Source organism: Chryseobacterium sp. RR2-3-20, assembly GCF_017808115.1.
GTDB classification, from domain to species: Bacteria; Bacteroidota; Bacteroidia; order Flavobacteriales; family Weeksellaceae; genus Chryseobacterium; species Chryseobacterium oryzae.
The window spans coordinates 33553-52166 of sequence record NZ_JADQBD010000016.1 but is presented as its reverse complement, the minus strand read 5'-3'; the positions used below and the strand labels follow the sequence as shown (position 1 = coordinate 52166).

20 protein-coding genes and 3 tRNA genes are annotated in these 18614 nt (G+C 33.1%); 12 read left to right on the top strand and 11 right to left on the bottom strand.

The features are described 5' to 3' along the window. The first annotated feature begins 212 nt into the window (after nt 1-212). Nucleotides 213-1250: an aldehyde dehydrogenase family protein gene (locus tag IV513_RS06105; RefSeq protein ID WP_317196402.1), complete on the top strand. Its 1038-nt coding sequence runs from the start codon at nt 213-215 to the stop codon at nt 1248-1250. Nucleotides 1251-1392: 142 nt separating this feature from the next. On the opposite strand, the gene IV513_RS06100 is transcribed toward IV513_RS06105, so the two are convergent. The 3 genes from IV513_RS06100 to IV513_RS06090 all read right to left on the bottom strand — a co-directional run bounded on the left by IV513_RS06100 (nt 1393) and on the right by IV513_RS06090 (nt 1685). Continuing rightward, nucleotides 1393-1468, bottom strand: a tRNA-Met gene (locus IV513_RS06100). 39 nt (nt 1469-1507) lie between these two features. Then, nucleotides 1508-1580: transfer RNA gene (locus tag IV513_RS06095), tRNA-Met, on the bottom strand. 32 nt (nt 1581-1612) lie between these two features. Then, nucleotides 1613-1685, bottom strand: a tRNA-Met gene (locus tag IV513_RS06090). 100 nt (nt 1686-1785) lie between these two features. Here IV513_RS06090 and IV513_RS06085 point away from each other — a divergent pair. From IV513_RS06085 to prmC, 4 genes are all read left to right on the top strand, one after another. Then, a complete protein-coding gene (locus tag IV513_RS06085) occupies nt 1786-2397 on the top strand; it encodes an L-threonylcarbamoyladenylate synthase (protein WP_209389718.1) in 612 nt (203 codons plus the stop codon). A 15-nt stretch (nt 2398-2412) separates the two neighbouring features. Next, nucleotides 2413-3114: a CPBP family intramembrane glutamic endopeptidase gene (locus tag IV513_RS06080; protein ID WP_209389717.1), complete on the top strand. Its 702-nt coding sequence runs from the start codon at nt 2413-2415 to the stop codon at nt 3112-3114. 67 nt (nt 3115-3181) lie between these two features. Next, entirely contained in the window at nt 3182-3940 is a 759-nt protein-coding gene (gene yaaA, locus IV513_RS06075; protein ID WP_209389716.1) for a peroxide stress protein YaaA, read from the top strand. Further along, the gene (gene prmC / locus IV513_RS06070) at nt 3937-4788 is read left to right on the top strand and encodes a peptide chain release factor N(5)-glutamine methyltransferase (RefSeq protein WP_209389715.1); all 852 of its coding nucleotides are present in this window, start codon (nt 3937-3939) and stop codon (nt 4786-4788) included. Before yaaA ends, prmC begins: the two co-directional genes overlap by 4 nt. Before the next feature lies 1 nt (nt 4789). On the opposite strand, the gene IV513_RS06065 is transcribed toward prmC, so the two are convergent. After that, the gene (locus tag IV513_RS06065; RefSeq protein ID WP_209389714.1) at nt 4790-6070 is read right to left on the bottom strand and encodes a replication-associated recombination protein A; all 1281 of its coding nucleotides are present in this window, start codon (nt 6068-6070) and stop codon (nt 4790-4792) included. A 174-nt stretch (nt 6071-6244) separates the two neighbouring features. Here IV513_RS06065 and yidD point away from each other — a divergent pair, with 174 nt between their 5' ends. Beyond that, the gene (yidD, locus tag IV513_RS06060) at nt 6245-6490 is read left to right on the top strand and encodes a membrane protein insertion efficiency factor YidD (protein WP_209389713.1); all 246 of its coding nucleotides are present in this window, start codon (nt 6245-6247) and stop codon (nt 6488-6490) included. Between the two features lie 424 nt (nt 6491-6914). After that, nucleotides 6915-7763, top strand: coding sequence for a prolipoprotein diacylglyceryl transferase (lgt, locus tag IV513_RS15920; RefSeq protein ID WP_317196403.1), 849 nt, complete (start codon nt 6915-6917; stop codon nt 7761-7763). Nucleotides 7764-7797: 34 nt separating this feature from the next. Here the strand turns inward: lgt and IV513_RS06050 are convergent, their stop codons facing one another. Beyond that, the gene (locus IV513_RS06050) at nt 7798-9315 is read right to left on the bottom strand and encodes an NAD(P)H-hydrate dehydratase (protein ID WP_209389712.1); all 1518 of its coding nucleotides are present in this window, start codon (nt 9313-9315) and stop codon (nt 7798-7800) included. 134 nt (nt 9316-9449) lie between these two features. On the opposite strand from IV513_RS06050, the gene mscL reads away from it, so the two are divergent. Then, nucleotides 9450-9890: a large conductance mechanosensitive channel protein MscL gene (gene mscL, locus IV513_RS06045; RefSeq protein ID WP_209389711.1), complete on the top strand. Its 441-nt coding sequence runs from the start codon at nt 9450-9452 to the stop codon at nt 9888-9890. A gap of 74 nt (nt 9891-9964) precedes the next feature. On the opposite strand, the gene IV513_RS06040 is transcribed toward mscL, so the two are convergent. Then, a complete protein-coding gene (locus IV513_RS06040; protein ID WP_209389710.1) occupies nt 9965-10924 on the bottom strand; it encodes a D-2-hydroxyacid dehydrogenase in 960 nt (319 codons plus the stop codon). 95 nt (nt 10925-11019) lie between these two features. Then, the gene (locus IV513_RS06035) at nt 11020-11421 is read right to left on the bottom strand and encodes a phosphoheptose isomerase (protein ID WP_209389709.1); all 402 of its coding nucleotides are present in this window, start codon (nt 11419-11421) and stop codon (nt 11020-11022) included. Between the two features lie 239 nt (nt 11422-11660). Between IV513_RS06035 and idi the strand changes: the two genes are divergently transcribed. From idi to gcvT, 3 genes are read left to right on the top strand one after another with little or no spacing between them, the layout of a single operon-like run. Continuing rightward, the gene (idi, locus tag IV513_RS06030; RefSeq protein WP_209389708.1) at nt 11661-12179 is read left to right on the top strand and encodes an isopentenyl-diphosphate Delta-isomerase; all 519 of its coding nucleotides are present in this window, start codon (nt 11661-11663) and stop codon (nt 12177-12179) included. Then, nucleotides 12176-12652 carry a hypothetical protein gene (locus IV513_RS06025; RefSeq protein ID WP_209389707.1) on the top strand — a complete coding sequence of 159 codons (477 nt, stop codon included), beginning with the start codon at nt 12176-12178 and terminating at the stop codon, nt 12650-12652. The genes idi and IV513_RS06025 overlap by 4 nt, the downstream gene beginning before the upstream one ends. A 59-nt stretch (nt 12653-12711) precedes the next feature. Continuing rightward, entirely contained in the window at nt 12712-13788 is a 1077-nt protein-coding gene (gene gcvT / locus IV513_RS06020) for a glycine cleavage system aminomethyltransferase GcvT (RefSeq protein ID WP_209389706.1), read from the top strand. A gap of 359 nt (nt 13789-14147) precedes the next feature. Here gcvT and IV513_RS06015 read toward each other — a convergent pair whose 3' ends face one another. Further along, nucleotides 14148-14501, bottom strand: coding sequence for an arsenate reductase family protein (locus tag IV513_RS06015; protein WP_209389705.1), 354 nt, complete (start codon nt 14499-14501; stop codon nt 14148-14150). Between the two features lie 98 nt (nt 14502-14599). On the opposite strand from IV513_RS06015, the gene IV513_RS06010 reads away from it, so the two are divergent. Next, the gene (locus IV513_RS06010) at nt 14600-15067 is read left to right on the top strand and encodes an acyl-CoA thioesterase (RefSeq protein ID WP_209389704.1); all 468 of its coding nucleotides are present in this window, start codon (nt 14600-14602) and stop codon (nt 15065-15067) included. A 65-nt stretch (nt 15068-15132) separates the two neighbouring features. On the opposite strand, the gene rimO is transcribed toward IV513_RS06010, so the two are convergent. The 3 genes from rimO to rfbC form a co-directional block, all read right to left on the bottom strand. Continuing rightward, nucleotides 15133-16434, bottom strand: a complete 1302-nt coding sequence (gene rimO / locus IV513_RS06005) for a 30S ribosomal protein S12 methylthiotransferase RimO (protein ID WP_209389703.1) — start codon at nt 16432-16434, stop codon at nt 15133-15135. 129 nt (nt 16435-16563) lie between these two features. Further along, nucleotides 16564-17967: an exopolysaccharide biosynthesis polyprenyl glycosylphosphotransferase gene (locus IV513_RS06000; RefSeq protein WP_209389702.1), complete on the bottom strand. Its 1404-nt coding sequence runs from the start codon at nt 17965-17967 to the stop codon at nt 16564-16566. A 78-nt stretch (nt 17968-18045) separates the two neighbouring features. After that, the gene (gene rfbC / locus IV513_RS05995; protein ID WP_209389701.1) at nt 18046-18591 is read right to left on the bottom strand and encodes a dTDP-4-dehydrorhamnose 3,5-epimerase; all 546 of its coding nucleotides are present in this window, start codon (nt 18589-18591) and stop codon (nt 18046-18048) included. Between the last annotated feature and the right edge of the window lie 23 nt (nt 18592-18614).

Here is an 18614-nt window from a genome sequence, read left to right as displayed (position 1 = left end):
CATCTACAAGCTAAATCGAAGATATTTTGGAGATAGCCTCTTTGAAAGGCTTATTATTGCTAACATTACAGGGTTATGATTAAAAACGGATAATCAAAAAATATTATCTTAAAAATTTAAAATCGCTTTCTAAACCCAAAAAAGTAAAAACAAATTTTACCAATCTATTTGGAAAAAGCCGAATTTACGCTGAACCACTTGGCAATATTCTTGTGATTGGAGCATGGAATTACCCTTATCAGCTTTCGCTCTCACCAATCATCGCTGCCATTGCTGCCGGAAATTGCTGTATTCTGAAGCCTAGTGAAATTGCAGAAAATACAATGCACACAATGGCAAAATTGATTAACGAAAATTTCCCTCCCGATTATCTTTATGTATATGAAGGTGGAATTGAAGAAACCACAGAACTTCTAATACATAAATTTGATAAAATATTTTTTACAGGAAGCAGTCACGTAGGAAAAATTGTATATAAGGCTACCGCAGAAAACTTAACTCCGATAACCTTAGAACTAGGTGGAAAATCGCCTACTATTATTACCCAACACGCAAATTTTGAAGTTGCCGCACGAAGAATTGTCTGGGGGAAATACCTTAATGCCGGACAGACTTGTGTTGCTCCAGATTATCTCTTAGTGGAAGAATCAGTTCGGGAAAAATTTCTTGAAATTTTAGTAAAATATATTAAAGAGTTCGACTATAAGGCAAATTCAGAACATTATACGAAAATTATTAACCACAAAAATTTTCTTCGGCTTACTAAATTAATTGATAAGAATAAATTAATTTTTGGTGGAAATTATGATGAAGAACAATTATATATTCAGCCCACTGTTCTATCAAATATAAATTGGAATGATGAAATTATGAAAGAAGAAATATTTGGCCCCTTACTGCCTGTAATTTCTTTTGCTAATTTCAATACAACTTTGGATAATATCGTTGACAAAGACAAACCTTTAGCGGCTTACCTTTTCAGTGACAATCAAGATGAAAAAGAGAGTTTTCTGGAAAAAATATCTTTTGGCGGAGGTTGTATTAATGATGTGGTAATGCATTTGGGAAATGAAAACCTTCCGTTCGGAGGAGTTGGAAATTCCGGAATGGGCAGTTATCATGGTAAATTTGGTTTTGAAACATTCTCACACCAAAAATCCGTGTTAGAAAAAGCAACTTGGGGAGAGCCTAAAATAAAGTATCCTCCTTATTCTGAAAAGAAATTCAATTGGATTCGAAAATTATTTTGATTTTTTATCATTTAAGGTATGCCTAAAAGTATGCCTCCAAATGCTCAATTTTTACCAAATTGCAAGAATTTTGAATTTCCTGAAAAAGATAATTTATTGATTATCAAACACAAAAAAGGAGAACCGTTTCTGATTCTCCTGTTGGTAGCGGGGACACGACTCGAACGTGCGACCTCCGGGTTATGAGCCCGACGAGCTACCTACTGCTCTACCCCGCGGTATATTTTTTTGAACGTTTACCGAAAACGTTAAATTAGTAGCGGGAACCGGACTCGAACCGATGACCTTCGGGTTATGAGCCCGACGAGCTACCTACTGCTCCATCCCGCGATGTATTGTTATTTCACTAAAAGTGAACTTTGTAGCGGGGACACGACTCGAACGTGCGACCTCCGGGTTATGAGCCCGACGAGCTACCTACTGCTCTACCCCGCGATATTGGACTGCAAATATACGAATTTATTTTACAACTGCAAGTTTTTCTTTTAAATAAGGCATATTCTTTGTTTCAGAGTAAATATTCGTACATTTGTTTATGGCAAAAATTCTAAAAATATACCCCGATAATCCTCAGGAAAGCCTCATTAATGAAGTTATTAAAACATTAAATAACGGAGGATTAATTATTTATCCGTCTGATACGGTTTATGCTTTAGGTTGTAATATTTTTGACATTAAAGCAATGGAAAAACTTGCCCAGATAAAAAAACAAAAACTCGAAAAAGCAAAATTTTCGATTATCTGTAATAATCTCAGCCATCTTTCTGATTTTACAAGACCCATAGACACTTCTGTTTTTAGATTTTTGAAAAGCCATCTTCCGGGACCATATACTTTTATTCTCGAAGCTAATAAAAGTTTGCCGTTAGCTTATAAAAACCACAAAACAATAGGGATAAGAGTTCCCGACCACCCTATACCACAGTTAATTGTTGAAAAATTAGGGCATCCAATAGCTTCAACATCTATTAAAGATGATGATGAAATTATTGAATATTCTACAGATCCCGAATTGATTGCCGAAAAATATGATCATTTGGTGGATATCGTCATAGATTCCGGATATGGAGATAACATGGCATCTACAATTGTAGATTTAACATCTGGAGAACCCGAAATTATCCGTCAGGGAAAAGGAGAAATATAGACTGTTCTGCAAAAAATGAGTGTAAACGGAAGGTATTCTTTAGGAATTATATTGGCATTTGTAATGCTTGCAGCTTCAATGTTGTATTCAATTCCTTTAATTAATCAGTTTTTTCATTATAAAACATTAACTGTAGATTTATTTTTTTACAACAGACTTTCTTTATGGTTGGTTTTAATTATGGTTTTAATCTATAATTTCACCTTTGAGAATCGTTCTTTTTTCGTTTGGGAAGATAAAAAATATTCTATTGTATTTTATTTCGGTGCTGTAGTAGTGCTTTATTTAATATGCGCTTTCGGAGGAGCATTTCTGAATATCATTATTAAACTTTTAACCAAGGAAAAATTTAGCGACAGGCTTTTAGAATTTAAAAATCTGCTTCAAAATAACTATCTTCTCATTGCTTTTACGTGTTTAACTGCCGGTGTAATTGAAGAATTATTGATGAGAGCTTACATTCAGCCAAGAATTGAAAAAATATACAACAGTCCGGTATTGGGTATCGTAATTTCTGCATTGTTATTTGGGATTTTACACAGCACTTACGGAACGGTTAGTCAGGTCGTGATTCCATTTTTTATCGGTATTGTTTTCTCTATATTTTATAAATTATATTCGAATATTAAAATACTGATTATCTGCCACTTTCTTATAGATTTCATCTCATTAATGGCTATGAATCTGTTGGATGCAAAACATTTAACTGTATTCTGAATAAGTAAAACAAGCACAATAATCTCAAAATTTTAAAAATTCAAATAAAATATCCTTCATAAAAACTATGAAAATTGTAACTTCTCCCGCCAAGTTAATGAATATTGATTATACAACGGATTTTTTCAGATCCACAACTCCAAAATTCATTGATGATTCTGCACTCATACAATCTCATCTGAAAGAAAAGTCACCAAAATATCTTTCAGAATTAATGGAGATTTCGCCAAAACTTGCAGACGAAAACTGGGAAAGAAACCAAAAATGGAAAGCAAAACCCTCAGCAAAAGAATCCTGTCCCGCTTTATTCGCCTTTACAGGAGAGGTTTACAGAGGTTTAGATGCTAAAAGTTTAGATAAAAAAGCAGTAGAATATCTTCAAAAGAACTACAGAATGCTTTCGGGTTTGTATGGTCTATTGAAACCTTCGGACAAAGTAATGCTTTACCGATTAGAAATGGGTAGAAACTTCGAATTTGAAGGTCACAAGAATTTATACGAATTCTGGACGGAAAAAGTAACCGACCAACTCAATTCTGAAATGAAAAAGAATGAAATCCTGCTTAATCTGGCAAGTAATGAATATGTAAAAGTAATCGACAGAAAAAAACTTAATCACACAGTTATTGATTTTGATTTTTATGAACTGAAAGACGGAAAACCAAAAACCATCGTAGTTTATACAAAACACGCACGCGGTTTGGTGACAAGATTCTGTGCAGAAACCAATGCTAAAACACTTAATGATGTAAAAGCGTTCAACTACGAAGGCTATAGAATAGATGAAGAGAAATCCACAGAAAAAAAATTGGTTTTTGTAAGATGAAATTCAAGGAAATAAAGGCAATTTTTTCGCAGCAAATTTCAGGTTTATATTCGGAATCTGAAAGTAATTTTATGTTTCAGATTTTTGCTGAAAATATTTTAGATTTAAATGCATTTCAGCAAAGACAATTCCTCAATGAAGAAATTTCAGAAAAAAATAAAGAAAAATTTCTCGAGATTATTTCAGAATTAAAAACAGGAAAACCTTACCAACAAATTTTGGGAGAAACAGAATTTTACGGAATGAAAATTTTTGTTGATGAAAATGTTTTAATTCCACGCCCAGAAACCGAAGAACTTCTGGAGTTCGCCATAAAAACAATTCAAAACACTGACTTTTCTGCTCATAATTTTAAAATATTAGATATCGGAACGGGCAGCGGAATTATTCCTTTGGTTTTAAAAAAACATTTTCCTAATGCCGAGATAATTTCTATTGATTTTTCAGCAAAAGCTTTAGAAATAGCGAAAAAAAATGCCGAATACCATCATTTAAACATCAATTTTATCCATGCAGATTATCTGAATTTACACTTAGATCAAAATTTTGAGGTAATTATCTCCAATCCGCCTTACATCGGAATAGATGAAGAAACCGAAATTGAAGATTCTGTAAAAGAATTCGAGCCCAAAATGGCATTGTTTTCACCAACTTCCGATCCGCTTATTTTTTACAGAAAAATCGCACAAGACAGCAATCATCACCTCATCAAAAACGGACTTGTTTTTTTAGAAATCAATCAAAAATTAGGTAAGGAAACTTTAGCTTTGTATCAAAATAATTTCAGCAATGCAGAACTTATTCAGGATTTAAGTGGAAATGACCGTTTTATTTTCGCCGTAAAGTAAATTACTCGTACTTATTTTGCCATTTCTTCTTCAACTCGTCATAAATCTTTTTTTCGGTAGCATTATTTCCGGGTTGATAAAATTTTACTTCTTTTATTTCTTCAGGTAAAAAATCCTGATCCACAAAATTGCCATCGTAAGAGTGTGCATATTTATAATCTTTTCCGTAGTCTAAATCTTTCATCAGCTTGGTTGGAGCATTCCTAAGATGCAACGGAACCGGAAGATTTCCAGTTTTCTTTACAAACGCCAAAGCTTCATTAATGGCTGCATAAGCAGAATTGCTTTTAGGTGAAACCGCCAGATAAATTGCAGTTTCGCTCAGTAAAATTCTTGCTTCAGGATTTCCGATAACATTAATTGCCTGAAAACAATTGTTAGCCATTATAAGTGCATTCGGATTTGCCAAACCAATATCTTCTGAGGCTAAAATTAGCATTCTTCGGGCGATAAATTTAATATCTTCACCTCCCGCTATCATTCTGGCAAGCCAATATACAGCTCCGTTGGGATCGCTGCCTCTCATAGATTTTATGAATGCCGAAATAATATCATAATGCTGTTCTCCATTTTTATCATACAACGCCATTGTTTCTTGAAGCACAGACATAACATCTTCATTATCAATCTCATTTTTGCCAGAATTTTTAAACTGATTAAGAACCAGCTCAACAGAATTTATCAGTTTTCTGCCATCACCACCCGAATATTGTATAAATGCAGCTTTATCTTTAATGAGAAAACGGGAATTTTCATCATTATTGAATTTTGTAACAGCAATATCAATCAGTTCTTCCAATTTCTCGTAGCTTAATGCTTTCAAAATATAAACCTGACTTCGGGAAAGCAATGCAGACACCACTTCAAAACTCGGATTTTCTGTAGTTGCACCGATTAAAACAACCCAACCTTTTTCTACTGCATGAAGCAAAGAATCTTGCTGAGATTTATTGAAACGGTGAATCTCATCAATAAAAAGAATAGGCGATTTTCCGGAAAAAAGATTTTGTTTTTTGGCATCTTCAATTACATCCCGAACATCTTTAACGCCTGAAGAAACTGCAGAAAGTTTAAAAAATTTCCTCCCCGATTGTTCAGAAATAATTTCGGCCAAAGTGGTTTTACCTGTTCCCGGCGGTCCCCATAAAATAAGAGAATTTAGGGTATCATTTTCCAGCATTTTTCTAATTGTACCTTTTTCTCCGGTAAGATGTTCCTGCCCCAAAACCTCATCCAAAGTTTTTGGTCGTAATCGTTCTGCTAAAGGTATATTCTGAGCCAATTTTTTTTTGAATTTGAATTAAATATAATTAAAGAATGAGTTAGCGGAATAATTATATAACAGACTTGCCTCTGCAAATACAGATTTTGTGTAAAAGGCAAACATTATTCCTTCCCCGAAACTTCTAACAAAATTAAACTAATTTTAAATTTTTTACCCTATTTTTGCAATGTTTTGAAACAAAAATTCAACAAAATAATCACTTTTCCTCTGGTAATTCTCATCAGGTTTTATCAGTGGTTTATCTCGCCTTTACTTCCCAAAAGCTGTCGGTATGAACCCACCTGTTCCCATTATATGGTAGAAGCTTTGCAGGTTCATGGGATTTTTAAAGGGTTTTGGCTGGGTGCGAAGAGAATTTCAAAATGTCATCCTTGGGGAGGAAGCGGTTATGATCCTGTTCCTCATAAAAAAAATTAAGTTTAAAACATTTTTAATAATGAATAATATAATCTTTCGAGTTTATCTTTTAATTCTTGCATTTTTTGTGCAGAATATTTTCGCCCAAAGTTATCCGGATGGCGTTTCTGATGCGGATTTGATGGTGAATAATCAGGCAGTTCCTGTAAAAGTATTCTCCACTACCGATGCAAAAACGTTTGCCGATTTTGCAGGAAAAAATGCTCCTAACAGTCTTGTTATCGTAAATTCTGCCAATCTGGAATCTAAAAACGGTTGGGGTGCTTTTTATGATAATTCTTTTTCTATTCTGAAACAAAATGGGTATCAGTTTTTAGACAAAAATTTTAAACCGACAGAAAACAAATCAGATTACAAATACGTTATTAAAAGCAAACAGCCATTAAAAGAAAGTGACCAGATTTCTTTAAAAACCAGCTACAAAATTTGGGATCCTTCTTTAGGAATACAATTAGGACCTTTTACGCTGCATTTCTACAGTCTTATGTTTGTTTTTGCATTCGGTTTCGGATATATGCTGATGAAAAAAATATTTGATATCGACCACGTAAACCAAAAATATCTGGATCCTCTTTTTACATGGACTTTAATAGGAACCATTCTAGGAGCAAGATTAGGACACGTAATTTTTTATCAGCCAGAGCTTTTCAAGCAAGATTTTTTAAGTGTATTTCTACCGATAAGAACAAAACCGGAATTTGAATTTACAGGGTTTTCAGGGTTGGCAAGTCATGGTGCAACCATTGCGTTAATTCTAACTACGCTTTATTATTCATTTAAGATCATCAAGAAAAATCCTTTTTGGGTTTACGATAGATTAGGAATTGTAGTTGCTTTAGGAGGTGCTTTTGTAAGAATGGGAAATTTTTTCAATTCTGAAATTGTAGGTAAACCTGCAGATCCCAATTCACCGTTTGCGATACTTTTCCCACAGATGAGTGATGAATACGGAGTTACCGTCCCAAGATTCCCAGGACAGTTATTTGAAGCCACCGGATATGTATTATTATTCGTTCTTTTATGGTTTTTGTACAGAAAAACAGACAAAAAATACCAACAGGGATGGCTTTTCGGATTGTTCTTTATTATCCTTTGGGCAATAAGATTTTTTGTTGAATTTTTAAAAGAACCTCAAGGAAAAGAATTTATTTCTATTGCTGGACTTAATACGGGACAGGTATTATCTATCCCTTTCATGATTGCGGGAGTTATCATCATGATTTACTCTAAAAAAATGAAAATTACAGAAGCAGAAAATGCTAAACCCGAATAAGCATTAATGTTTTTTTCATAGAAAATATTTAAAGTCACAACCAAGTTGTGGCTTTTTTATTGAGTTCCAGAAAAACATTTCCCAATTCTGAAATTACATCGGTTGGCTGCATAGATTCTTTAGAATACTTTTCAGCAGCCAAATCGGCAGCTTTTCCATGAAGCCAGACTCCTAAAATGGCTGCTTTTTCCTGAGAATATTTTTGTGCTAAAAGTGAGGTGATAATGCCCGTTAAAACATCTCCACTGCCTCCCTTTGCCAATCCGGAATTTCCTGTAATATTATAAAAAACCTTTTTTTCTGGTGTTATTACCTGAGTATGATGATCTTTGAGCACAATGTAAATATCTAGTTCTTCGGCTTTATTTTTTGCCAAATCTAATCTCTCAAAAGAATTTTGAGTTCTCCCAAAAAGCCTCTCAAATTCTTTGGGATGCGGCGTTATAATAGATCTTGAAGGAATATTTTGAAGATTTTCAGGGTTTTGAGCCAGAATATTTAATGCATCTGCATCTAAAATTAAAGGTTTAGAATAATTTTTCAGAAACTGAATCAATGCTTTAGCTGTTAACGAATCGATATCAAGACCAGGGCCAATTCCATAGATTGCATCATCAACAATATTTATTTCGGTAACATTTTTCTCTCCTCCTTCTATAAACATTGCTTCTGGAGCAAGAGTCTGTAAAATTTCAACTCCACATTTCGGAGCAAGAGCAAAAGTAAGACCTGAACCAGATTTTAAAGCCGATTTTACAGCGAGAGAAATAGCTCCTATTTTACCGTAACTTCCGCCAATCAGAATAGATTTTCCATACGTACCTTTATGAGAAAATTCTTTTCTTGGCTTGAAAATACCATTGATTAGCTCATCATCTATCACAAAATCATCACTTGGAGTTTTAAAGATGAAATCTTCGCTTAATTGGATGTCCAAAACAATAACTTTTCCAGCAAAATTGCCCGATTCGGGATGTAAAAATGCTTTTTTCCAAAACTGAAAACTTAAAGTAACATCAGATTTAAAAATCACATCATTTTCTTCATTCCTAGTATCCGCAAACATTCCGGAGGGAATATCTATGGATATCTTAGTGTTTTTTATCTTATTTAAGTCTTCAACCAGTTTTTGATATTTCCCTTCAAGTTTTCTCGACAAACCTGTTCCGAAAAGGGCATCTATAATAATAACATGACTTTCTAACGTCATTTTTTCAAATTCATCAAAATCTTTGAGTTGAATTTCACTAATATTTTTCAGCCTCTTAAAATTAATTAAAGCATCGTCAGAAAATTTATTTGTTTTCTCATCTGTATAAACCTGAACATTAAAACCTTGAGAAGAAAGTAATCTTGCAATAGCAAAGCCATCGCCTCCATTATTACCATTGCCACAAAATATTGCAAATTTTGTATTCAGCTTAAAATTGATAGAAATCCATTCTGTGCAGCTTATTGCTGCCCTTTCCATTAAATTAACTGATGAAATGGGTTCGTTTTCTATAGTGAATAAGTCTGCTTTTCTGATTAATTCTGCTGAAAAAAATTTCATAGATATTGATTTTCAATAAATTTAAACATAATTATTATGCATAACTAAGGATTTAGATGAAAAAACAGATAAAAAATACAATTTTTTATTTTTATAATAATATTTTTGCACAAAACATTATAAAAATATAAATTATGGGAATTGTAAAAGAGTTTAAGGAATTTGCAATCAAAGGTAATGCTTTTGATTTAGCAGTGGGTGTTATCATCGGAGGTGCATTTGGTAAAATTGTAACCAGTATTATCGATGATTTAATCATGCCAATTGTTGCTGCAATTGTAGGAAAACCAGACTTCAGCAGCATTTATTTTGCAATGGGAAAAGGTGCAGAAAATATTCCTGCAGGTGCAACACTTGCAAAAGCTAAAGAAATTGCTCCTGATGCAGCTATTTTTGCTTACGGAAATTTTATAACTGTTGCGATCAACTTTTTATTGTTGGCATTGGTTGTATTTATGCTTGTAAAAACCATCAATAAAATGAAAAAAGCAGAAGTTGCAGAAGCTCCGGCTCCGGCTCCAACTGCAACAGAACAATTACTTGCTGAAATTCGTGATGAATTGAAGAAAAAATAAGTATTTTGTATCAACAAAAAATAAATCCGCTACAGTTTTTTCTGAAGCGGATTTTTTATTATGAAATAAAAATATTAATGAATTTGCAAAATACTTGAAATCTGTTCTGCCAAAGAAAGACCAATTCTGTCCTGAGCTTCTAACGTAGATGCACCGGTATGCGGCGTTAAAGAGATTTTGGAATGCTGCAAAATTTCTTTTGAAGGCGTAGGTTCTCCCACAAAAACATCCAGCCCTGCAAATCTTACTTTACCAGAATTTAAAGCTGCAATTAATGCATTTTCGTCTATAACTCCACCTCTTGAACAGTTTACGATTGCCACACCGTCTTTCATCATATCAAACTCATTGGTAGAAATCATGTAACCACTTTTTTGAGCAGGAACGTGTAAAGTAATAAAATCTGCATGTTTTAAAACATCGTGTAATGGTTCTGTTTCAATATCTACATTAATAAACTGATTATTGTAAAAGGTTACTTTTATACTCGCTTTCCCAATCATGTTATCCGCTGCAATAACTCTCATACCCAATCCTAAAGCTATTTTTGCAACTTCCTGACCGATTCTTCCCATTCCGACTATACCGATGGTTTTTCCTTTAAGTTCAATTCCGGCAGCGTATGCTTTTTTAAGACCAGCGAAATCTGTATCACCAGATATAGGCATTTTTCTATTAGAATCCTGTAAGAATCTGGCTCCCGAAAACAAATGTGCAAAAACCAATTCGGCTACCGACTCGGAAGACGCAGAAGGTGTATTGATGACATGAATGCCTTTTTCTCTTGCATAATCAACATCAATATTATCCATACCAACTCCTCCTCTACCGATAATTTCCAAAGACGGGCAATTATCTATAATATCTTTTCTTACCTGTGTTGCACTTCTCACTAAGAGAGTACGGATTTTATGCTCGTTAATATAATCCAAAAGCTCTTCCTGAGGTACTTTTGTGGTAATTACTTCAAATCCTTTTTCTGTTAATGCATCAATTCCTGACTGGTCTAAACCATCATTCGCTAAAACTTTCATAAACGTAATACTATTTAAAAATTGAAAGATTTAAAAATTAAAAAACTGAGCGATAAACTTAGCATTCTTAATTTTTAAATCTTTTCTATTAGATTTTAATCTTTAAACACTTCAATGGTTACTTGTTTTTCTACCAAATCTGTAAATTTTCCTTTGTATCTGGTTGCTCTTACAAGGTGGTTATCTATCCAGTGATAATTTCCTCCCCTTGGTTTTCCGCATAATACACTATGGTATTTGAAGCCATGCTTATCGAGCCAGTCGATCGTAATCTGCTTTAAATTTTCTGTACGAGAAGTAAAAAAGCAAATCTGGTGACCTTCATCATACCATTTATTAATGGTTGCCAATGCATCTGGATAAGGCTCGCAAGTGACCATTCTTTCAGGTTCTTCATTGGGAACATCATCCGTAATTGTACCGTCTATATCTATAAGATAATTTTTAGTTCCGTCCTTGAGAATCGGACTGATGTGCTCAATATATTCCAGTTCCATCGTTAAAATTTTTAAAGTGCAAAGTTACGCTTTATCAGGAAAACATAGGTAGTAAAAGTAGTTTATGTTAATTTTTTAACGAAAAATTCATTTTAAAGTTAATAAAACACAAGCAACCTTTATATTTTTCGCAATTTTCATTAAAAATTTCCACTTTTATAATTTATAAATTTCCATTAAAAATAAAAAAACTAAACATTTATTTTACAAAATCGTGTAATAAACTTAAATTTGTAGGAATGGAAGAAATGGTAGTACTGGTAAATCCTAATGATGAAATTTTAGGTTTAATGGAAAAACAACAGGCACATCTCAATGGCTTACTTCATCGTGCTTTTTCGGTATTTTTATTCAACAAGAAAGGCGATATGCTTTTGCAGAAGCGTGCTTCAGGAAAATATCATTCTCCGTTAAAATGGACCAATGCCGTATGTTCTCATCCAAAATCCGGAGAAACTTATCTGGAAGGAGCACAGAGAAGACTTCGAGAAGAGCTGGGAATAGATGCAGATATTTCGGAGAAATTTCATTTTATTTACAAGGCAGATGTAGGAAATGGTTTATGGGAACACGAACTGGATTATGTTTTTACCGGAATTTACGATTCTGAATTTAACCTTAATACCGAGGAAGTAGAAGAAGTTCGGTTTATTTCTCCGGAAAATTTAGATCGAGAAATATCCGAAAATCCTGAACATTTTACAGAATGGTTCAAAATTATTCTTGAAGAATACAAACATCATTTTAAACACAAATGAAAAAATACCTTTTTATTTTCACCATTTTATGGAGCGGATTTACCTTTTCGCAGCAATTACGCACCGAAATCTATGAAACCGAAAATTATTCTATAGAAACACCAGATACCTGGAAGATAACCAATGATGAAGGAATTGTAAACATTTTCCCGACCAATCAAATTGGTGCTATTACTATTTCAGAATATCATCATCTGGATCTTCCTAAAAGTGAAGTTAAAAATTTTATTCTTGCCCTTTATCACTCTTCGGATGATGAAAAAAAAGTAAAAAATACAGGAAGTAAAAAAGGATTTTCAGAATATCAATACGAATATTTTGATGAGAAAGAAAAACTATTCTGGTTCACAAAAGTATATCAAAAGAATACGGATTTATTCCTTCTAACCATCAACTGTCAGCAAAAACACTGGAACGGAAACTATATGAAGTTGTTTAAAGAATCTTTCGACAGTTTCAAAATAAAAAAATAAACGGCTATTAAAATTTCAGTAGAAAATAGAAATAAATAATTCAAAATAAATATCCATATATGAAAAAAACAGCTTTATATGACAGGCACGTTTCTTTGGGAGCGAAAATAGTACCATTTGCAGGATTTGAAATGCCTGTACAATATTCCGGAGTAACGGAAGAGCATTTTGCCGTAAGAGAAAAGGCAGGGTTGTTTGATGTTTCTCACATGGGACAGTTCTTTATTGAAGGAGCTGGTGCAAAAGATCTTTTGCAATATGTAACTACCAATAATGTAGATACTTTGGAAAACGGAAAAGCTCAGTATTCTTGTCTTCCGAACGAAAATGGAGGTATTGTAGACGATCTTATCGTTTACAAAATGGCAGACGAAAAATATTTCGTGGTCGTAAATGCTTCTAACATCGAGAAAGACTGGGATCATATCTCAAAATACAACACTTTCGGAGCAAAAATGACCAATGCATCAGACGAGATGTCTTTATTGGCTGTTCAGGGACCAAAAGCTACCGAAATTCTTCAGAAATTAACTGAAACAAATCTTTCAGAAATACCTTATTATCACTTTACAGTAGGTTCTGTGGCGGGTGTAAATGATATCATTATTTCTAATACCGGTTATACAGGAAGTGGAGGTTTTGAAATTTATTTCAAAAACGAATCTGCAGAAAAACTTTGGGATGCTATTATTGAAGCAGGAAAAGAAGAAGGAATTATCCCTTGCGGACTTGCTGCAAGAGATACTTTGAGATTGGAGAAAGGATTTTGCCTTTACGGAAACGACATCGACGATACTACTTCTCCAATAGAAGCAGGTTTGGGATGGATTACCAAATTCGATAAAGATTTCGTCTCTAAAGAAACTTTCGCTAAGCAAAAAGAAGAAGGTGTAACAAGAAAATTAGTGGGATTCGAACTTACCGATAAAGGAGTTCCTAGACACGATTATCCTGTTGTAGATGCAGAAGGAAAGGTTATAGGAAAAGTAACTTCAGGAACTCAATCTCCAATGAAAAAAATAGGTTTAGGATTGGCTTACGTAGATAAACCACGCTTTAAATTAGGTTCTGAAATTTTTATTCAGATAAGAAATAAAAATATTCCTGCAAAAGTGGTGAAAGCTCCTTTCGTGTAAATATTGCAAAATACTCATAAGATTTATTCAGTTTGATGAATTAAGAATATACTTTTAAAACCTGCACCGTTGCAGGTTTTATTTTTTTAGGAGCTTAATCCGGCTATACACTATATCTTTTTTGTTTTTAGTTATTTTTTGCATTCAATATCAATTTTCATCAAAAAAAACAAAAAAGGATGCCTTTTCTATCCGGGCTAAACTAAGAAAACCTAACGGGTTTCAGAAACCCGTTAGGTTTAGCTCCCCCGCAACTACAGTTTGTTTTCTAATAACTGTTTGGGACTTCCTGCAATTGTATTTTGTTTCTCTCAATCTGTTTGAGACTTCCTACGTACGTAATTTGCATCAATTAGTTTCTAGTGGTAAGATAACAATACTTTCAAAGCTTCTACATTCTTCTTGTCATTTCCTAGAAAAATTGCACTATCAGTAATAAAAACCGGGCGTTTCAAGAAAGTATAGTGATCCAACAGCAAATCTTTAAAATCATTTTCAGTTAACGCTTTTACATCCAAACCTCTTAATTTAATCTGTGTAGATTTTTTGCTGAACAAAGCCTCATAAGATTTTGTTTGCTTGTACATTTCTTCCAATTCTTCAACGGTAATTGGCTGTTTCTTAATTTCACGAAGTTCCCAGTCTGTAAGATCAAATTGGGCTAAAATTTTTCTGCAGGTATCACAGGTATTCAGATAAAATACTTTTTTCATTATAACTTAGACGTTTAATTGCCTATTTCAATTTTCAAAATTAAGATTTAATCTAAACTTTTAAAAATTATAAATACCTTTATTCAAATTTTAAAATAATGGAAAACAAACCGGTTACCTTTCAGTTTATCTCAGAACCTTCAGATGTAAATTATGGAGGAAATGTACATGGCGGAAGTGTAATGAAATGGATTGATCAGGCAGGTTACGCCTGTGCAACAACATGGAGCGGAAATTATTCTGTAACCGTTTATGTTGGCGGAATACGCTTTTACGATCCTATAAAAATTGGAGAAATCGTTAAAGTTGAAGCTCAGGTAATTTATACAGGATCTTCGAGTATGCATATATCGATTAATGTATTTTCCAGAAACCTGAAACAGCCTAATTTCGATAAAAAAACACATTGCATTATCGTTTTTGTCGCAGTAGATGAAAATGGAAAGAAACTTCCTGTTCCAAAATGGATTCCTGAAACCGAAGAGGAAAAACAGAAAGAAAAATACGCCATTCGTCTCATGGAACTGAGAACTCAGATTGAAAACGAAATGAAACCGTTTTTATAGCAACATATTTATAAAAAAAGCCAAAATCTTGTGATTTTGGCTTCATTTATTGAGTTACTCTTTTTTTAAACCAATTCTCCGTAAAGGTCAAATTCCTCGGCAGAAGTAATCTTCACGTTGGCAAATTCACCAATAGAAATATAGGTATTTTCGGCAGAAACAAGTACGGTATTATCTACATCCGGAGAATCGTATTCGGTACGTCCTACGAAATAGTTACCTTCTTTACGGTCGAAAATACATCTGTAAACCTCACCAATTTTTGCTTGATTCTTTTCCCATGAAATCTGCGACTGCAACTCCATAATCTCTTCTACTCTGGCTTCTTTTACTTCTTGCGGAATATTATCTTCCAACACATACGCTGTTGTATTTTCTTCGTGAGAATACGTGAAGCAACCCAATCTATCAAACTTCTGTTCTTTTACCCATTCTTTCAGTTCTTGGAATATTTCTTCAGTTTCTCCAGGATAACCAACAATTAAAGTAGTTCTAATCGCCATATCCGGAACTTTTTCTCTGAATTTACCCAAAAGAGCATCTGTTTTTTCGTGAGTAGTTCCTCTTTTCATCGATTTCAACAAATCTGAATTGATGTGTTGCAAAGGAATATCAATATAATTACAAACCTTTGGTTCTTCACGAATGATATCTAATACATCTTCCGGGAAACCGCTCGGAAATGCATAATGAAGACGAATCCACTCGATTCCTTCTACTTTTACCAATTCTTGAAGAAGGTCTGCCAAAGCTCTTTTTTTGTAAATATCCAGTCCGTAATAAGTAAGATCTTGTGCAATAAGAATAAGTTCTTTTACCCCAACTTTGGCTAATTTCTGTGCTTCCAGTACCAGTTTTTCAATAGGTGTAGAAACGTGACCACCTCTCATTAAAGGTATCGCGCAGAAAGAACATGGTCTGTCGCATCCTTCAGAAATTTTAAGGTAGGCATAATGCTTTGGTGTTGTAGTAAGCCTTTCTCCAACTAATTCGTGCTTATAATCTGCTCCCAAATGCTTTAATAAAATAGGCAAATCTCTAGTCCCGAAATATTGGTCTACATCTGGAATTTCTTTTACCAAATCTGGTTTATATCTTTCTGAAAGACATCCTGTAACGAAAACTTTCTCTACTTCTCCCCTATTTTTAGCTTCAACATAATCTAAAATGGTATTAATAGATTCTTCTTTAGCATTATCTATAAAACCACAAGTATTGATGACTACAATATCTCCTTTATCTTCATGCACAACTTCTTTTCCATTGGCTTTAAGCTGGCTCATCAGTACCTCAGAATCATAGACATTTTTGGAGCAACCCAATGTTACGATATTTATTTTTTTCTTTCCTACAGATTTTGTGCGCATTTTATATAGAATAATAAGTAATTAGTAATCAGCAATTTTTGTGGGTGCAAATTTATGAATAAAAAAAAGAACCGAAGGGATTCGATTCTTTTTATTTGCAAATAAATTTATTAATATCAATTAAGAAGATTAATACGCTTGTTCATCTCCCCTAACTATATTATATAAAGTAAGAAAAATAATTTTCATATCTAAAAAGAAAGACCAATTCTGGATATACCAAATATCTTTTTCTATTCTTCTTTCCATATCTTTATCCGTGAATATTTCTCCTCTCGCACCCATAACCTGAGCCCAGCCTGTAATACCCGGCTTCACCATATGTCTCGTCATATATTTTTTGGTAATTTTTGAATACATATCTGTTTGAGAAAGCATGTGTGGTCTTGGTCCCACCACCGACATATCGCCAAAAAAAACATTAATAAACTGGGGTAATTCATCGATACTCGTTTTCCTCATGAATGCACCAAACTTGGTAACTCTGGCATCATTTTTTTTAGCTGTCTGAAAATCTGCCTGCTTATTGGAAGCCATACTTCTGAATTTAATGCAATTAAAAGGTATATTTTTGTATCCTGACCTTTTTTGAAGAAAAAAAACAGATTCATTACTTTCTATTTTGATAATTATGGCTACCAAAGGAATGAGCCATGACAATAAAAAAACAATAACCAATAGAGAAAATACAATATCAAAAGTTCTTTTTAAAATTTGTTTTTTTGGATCCGAAAGTGGTTCTTTCATTAATTTTAAAAACGGAATATCCTGAACCATTTCAACATAGTAAGAACCTAATTTCGCATACTTAAATTCTGGAACCATATAAATTCTAATCATTTTTTGCTCTGCCGCCTCTACAATATTTTTATATTGTTCAAGATCAATTTTATCATCACAAAAAATAATGCTGCTGATTTTGGTATTATCAAAATCATTCAGCATTTGATGGACATCTCCTAAATATTTATTACAGGTGATTTTTTCTCCACAGGAATAGACTCCTCTTATTCCCATAAGTCTTTTTAAACTTTTGTTGGATAAAAGATAGCCCGACAATTTATTTTCGCCAATTAATACCGTATTGTAATTGTACAGCTTTCTGCCCAATCTTACTCTGTTCTTTTTTCGGTAAAGAAACAGTGTAAATCTTACCAAGGTCATAATAATTCCAATTACAAGAAAATATCTTAATACATTTCCATAATTAATTTTAATGGATAAAATCTGGCTTAAATAAATAGCTGTGAAGACAACTAATAAAGAATAAGCTTTAAGAAGAGCATTAAAATGAAGTGAAGATTCTTTTATTTTAATGCTTGTATATGGCTTTGTAATAACGGTAGCAATAAACCAAGAAAGATTGAGAAGTACAAATTGAGCTTTGTAATCTTGGTAAAAATAATTCTCGTCTGCTTCAAAAAAATAATATTTACCAATAAAAAAAACAAAATTGATAGTAAAATAATCTACTATCCTAAAAAACCTCGACAAATGTTTAATAAGATATACCAGCATACCTTCCGCAGTCATTTATAAATCTATCTAATATGCTATCTAAAATTAACATGGTTATAGGAGAAATCTTAATAATTTCATTTTCTAAATATATTAAAAATTTCTTAAAGCAAAAGTTTCTAAAACTTTATCTTTATCAGAAAGTATTATATCTTCTACAGGAAGCTGCCAATCTACATTTAAGTCTTTATCATTCCATAAAATACCTCCTTCAGAAGATTTGTCATAAAAATTATCACACTTATATGCAAAAACAGCAGTCTTGCTGAGCACAGCAAATCCGTGAGCAAACCCTCTTGGAATATATAATTGACGTTTATTTTCTCCAGATAATTCAATCGAAAACCACTGACCAAAAGTTGCTGAATTTTCTCTTACATCTACTGCAACATCCAAAACATTTCCTTCAATACAAGAAACCAATTTCGCCTGAGCACTATCTCCTTTTTGCAAATGCAGACCTCTTAAAACGCCATAAGATGATTTTGAAATGTTATCCTGAACAAAATGACCATTCATGCCGGTTAATTCTTCAAACTTTTTTTCATTGAATTTTTCAAAAAAATACCCTCTTTCATCTTCAAATATTGTTGGTTCTATAATGTAGCAGTCTTTTAAAGGTGTTTCAATTATTTTCATGGAGTTTCGTAATCGTTTTTAAG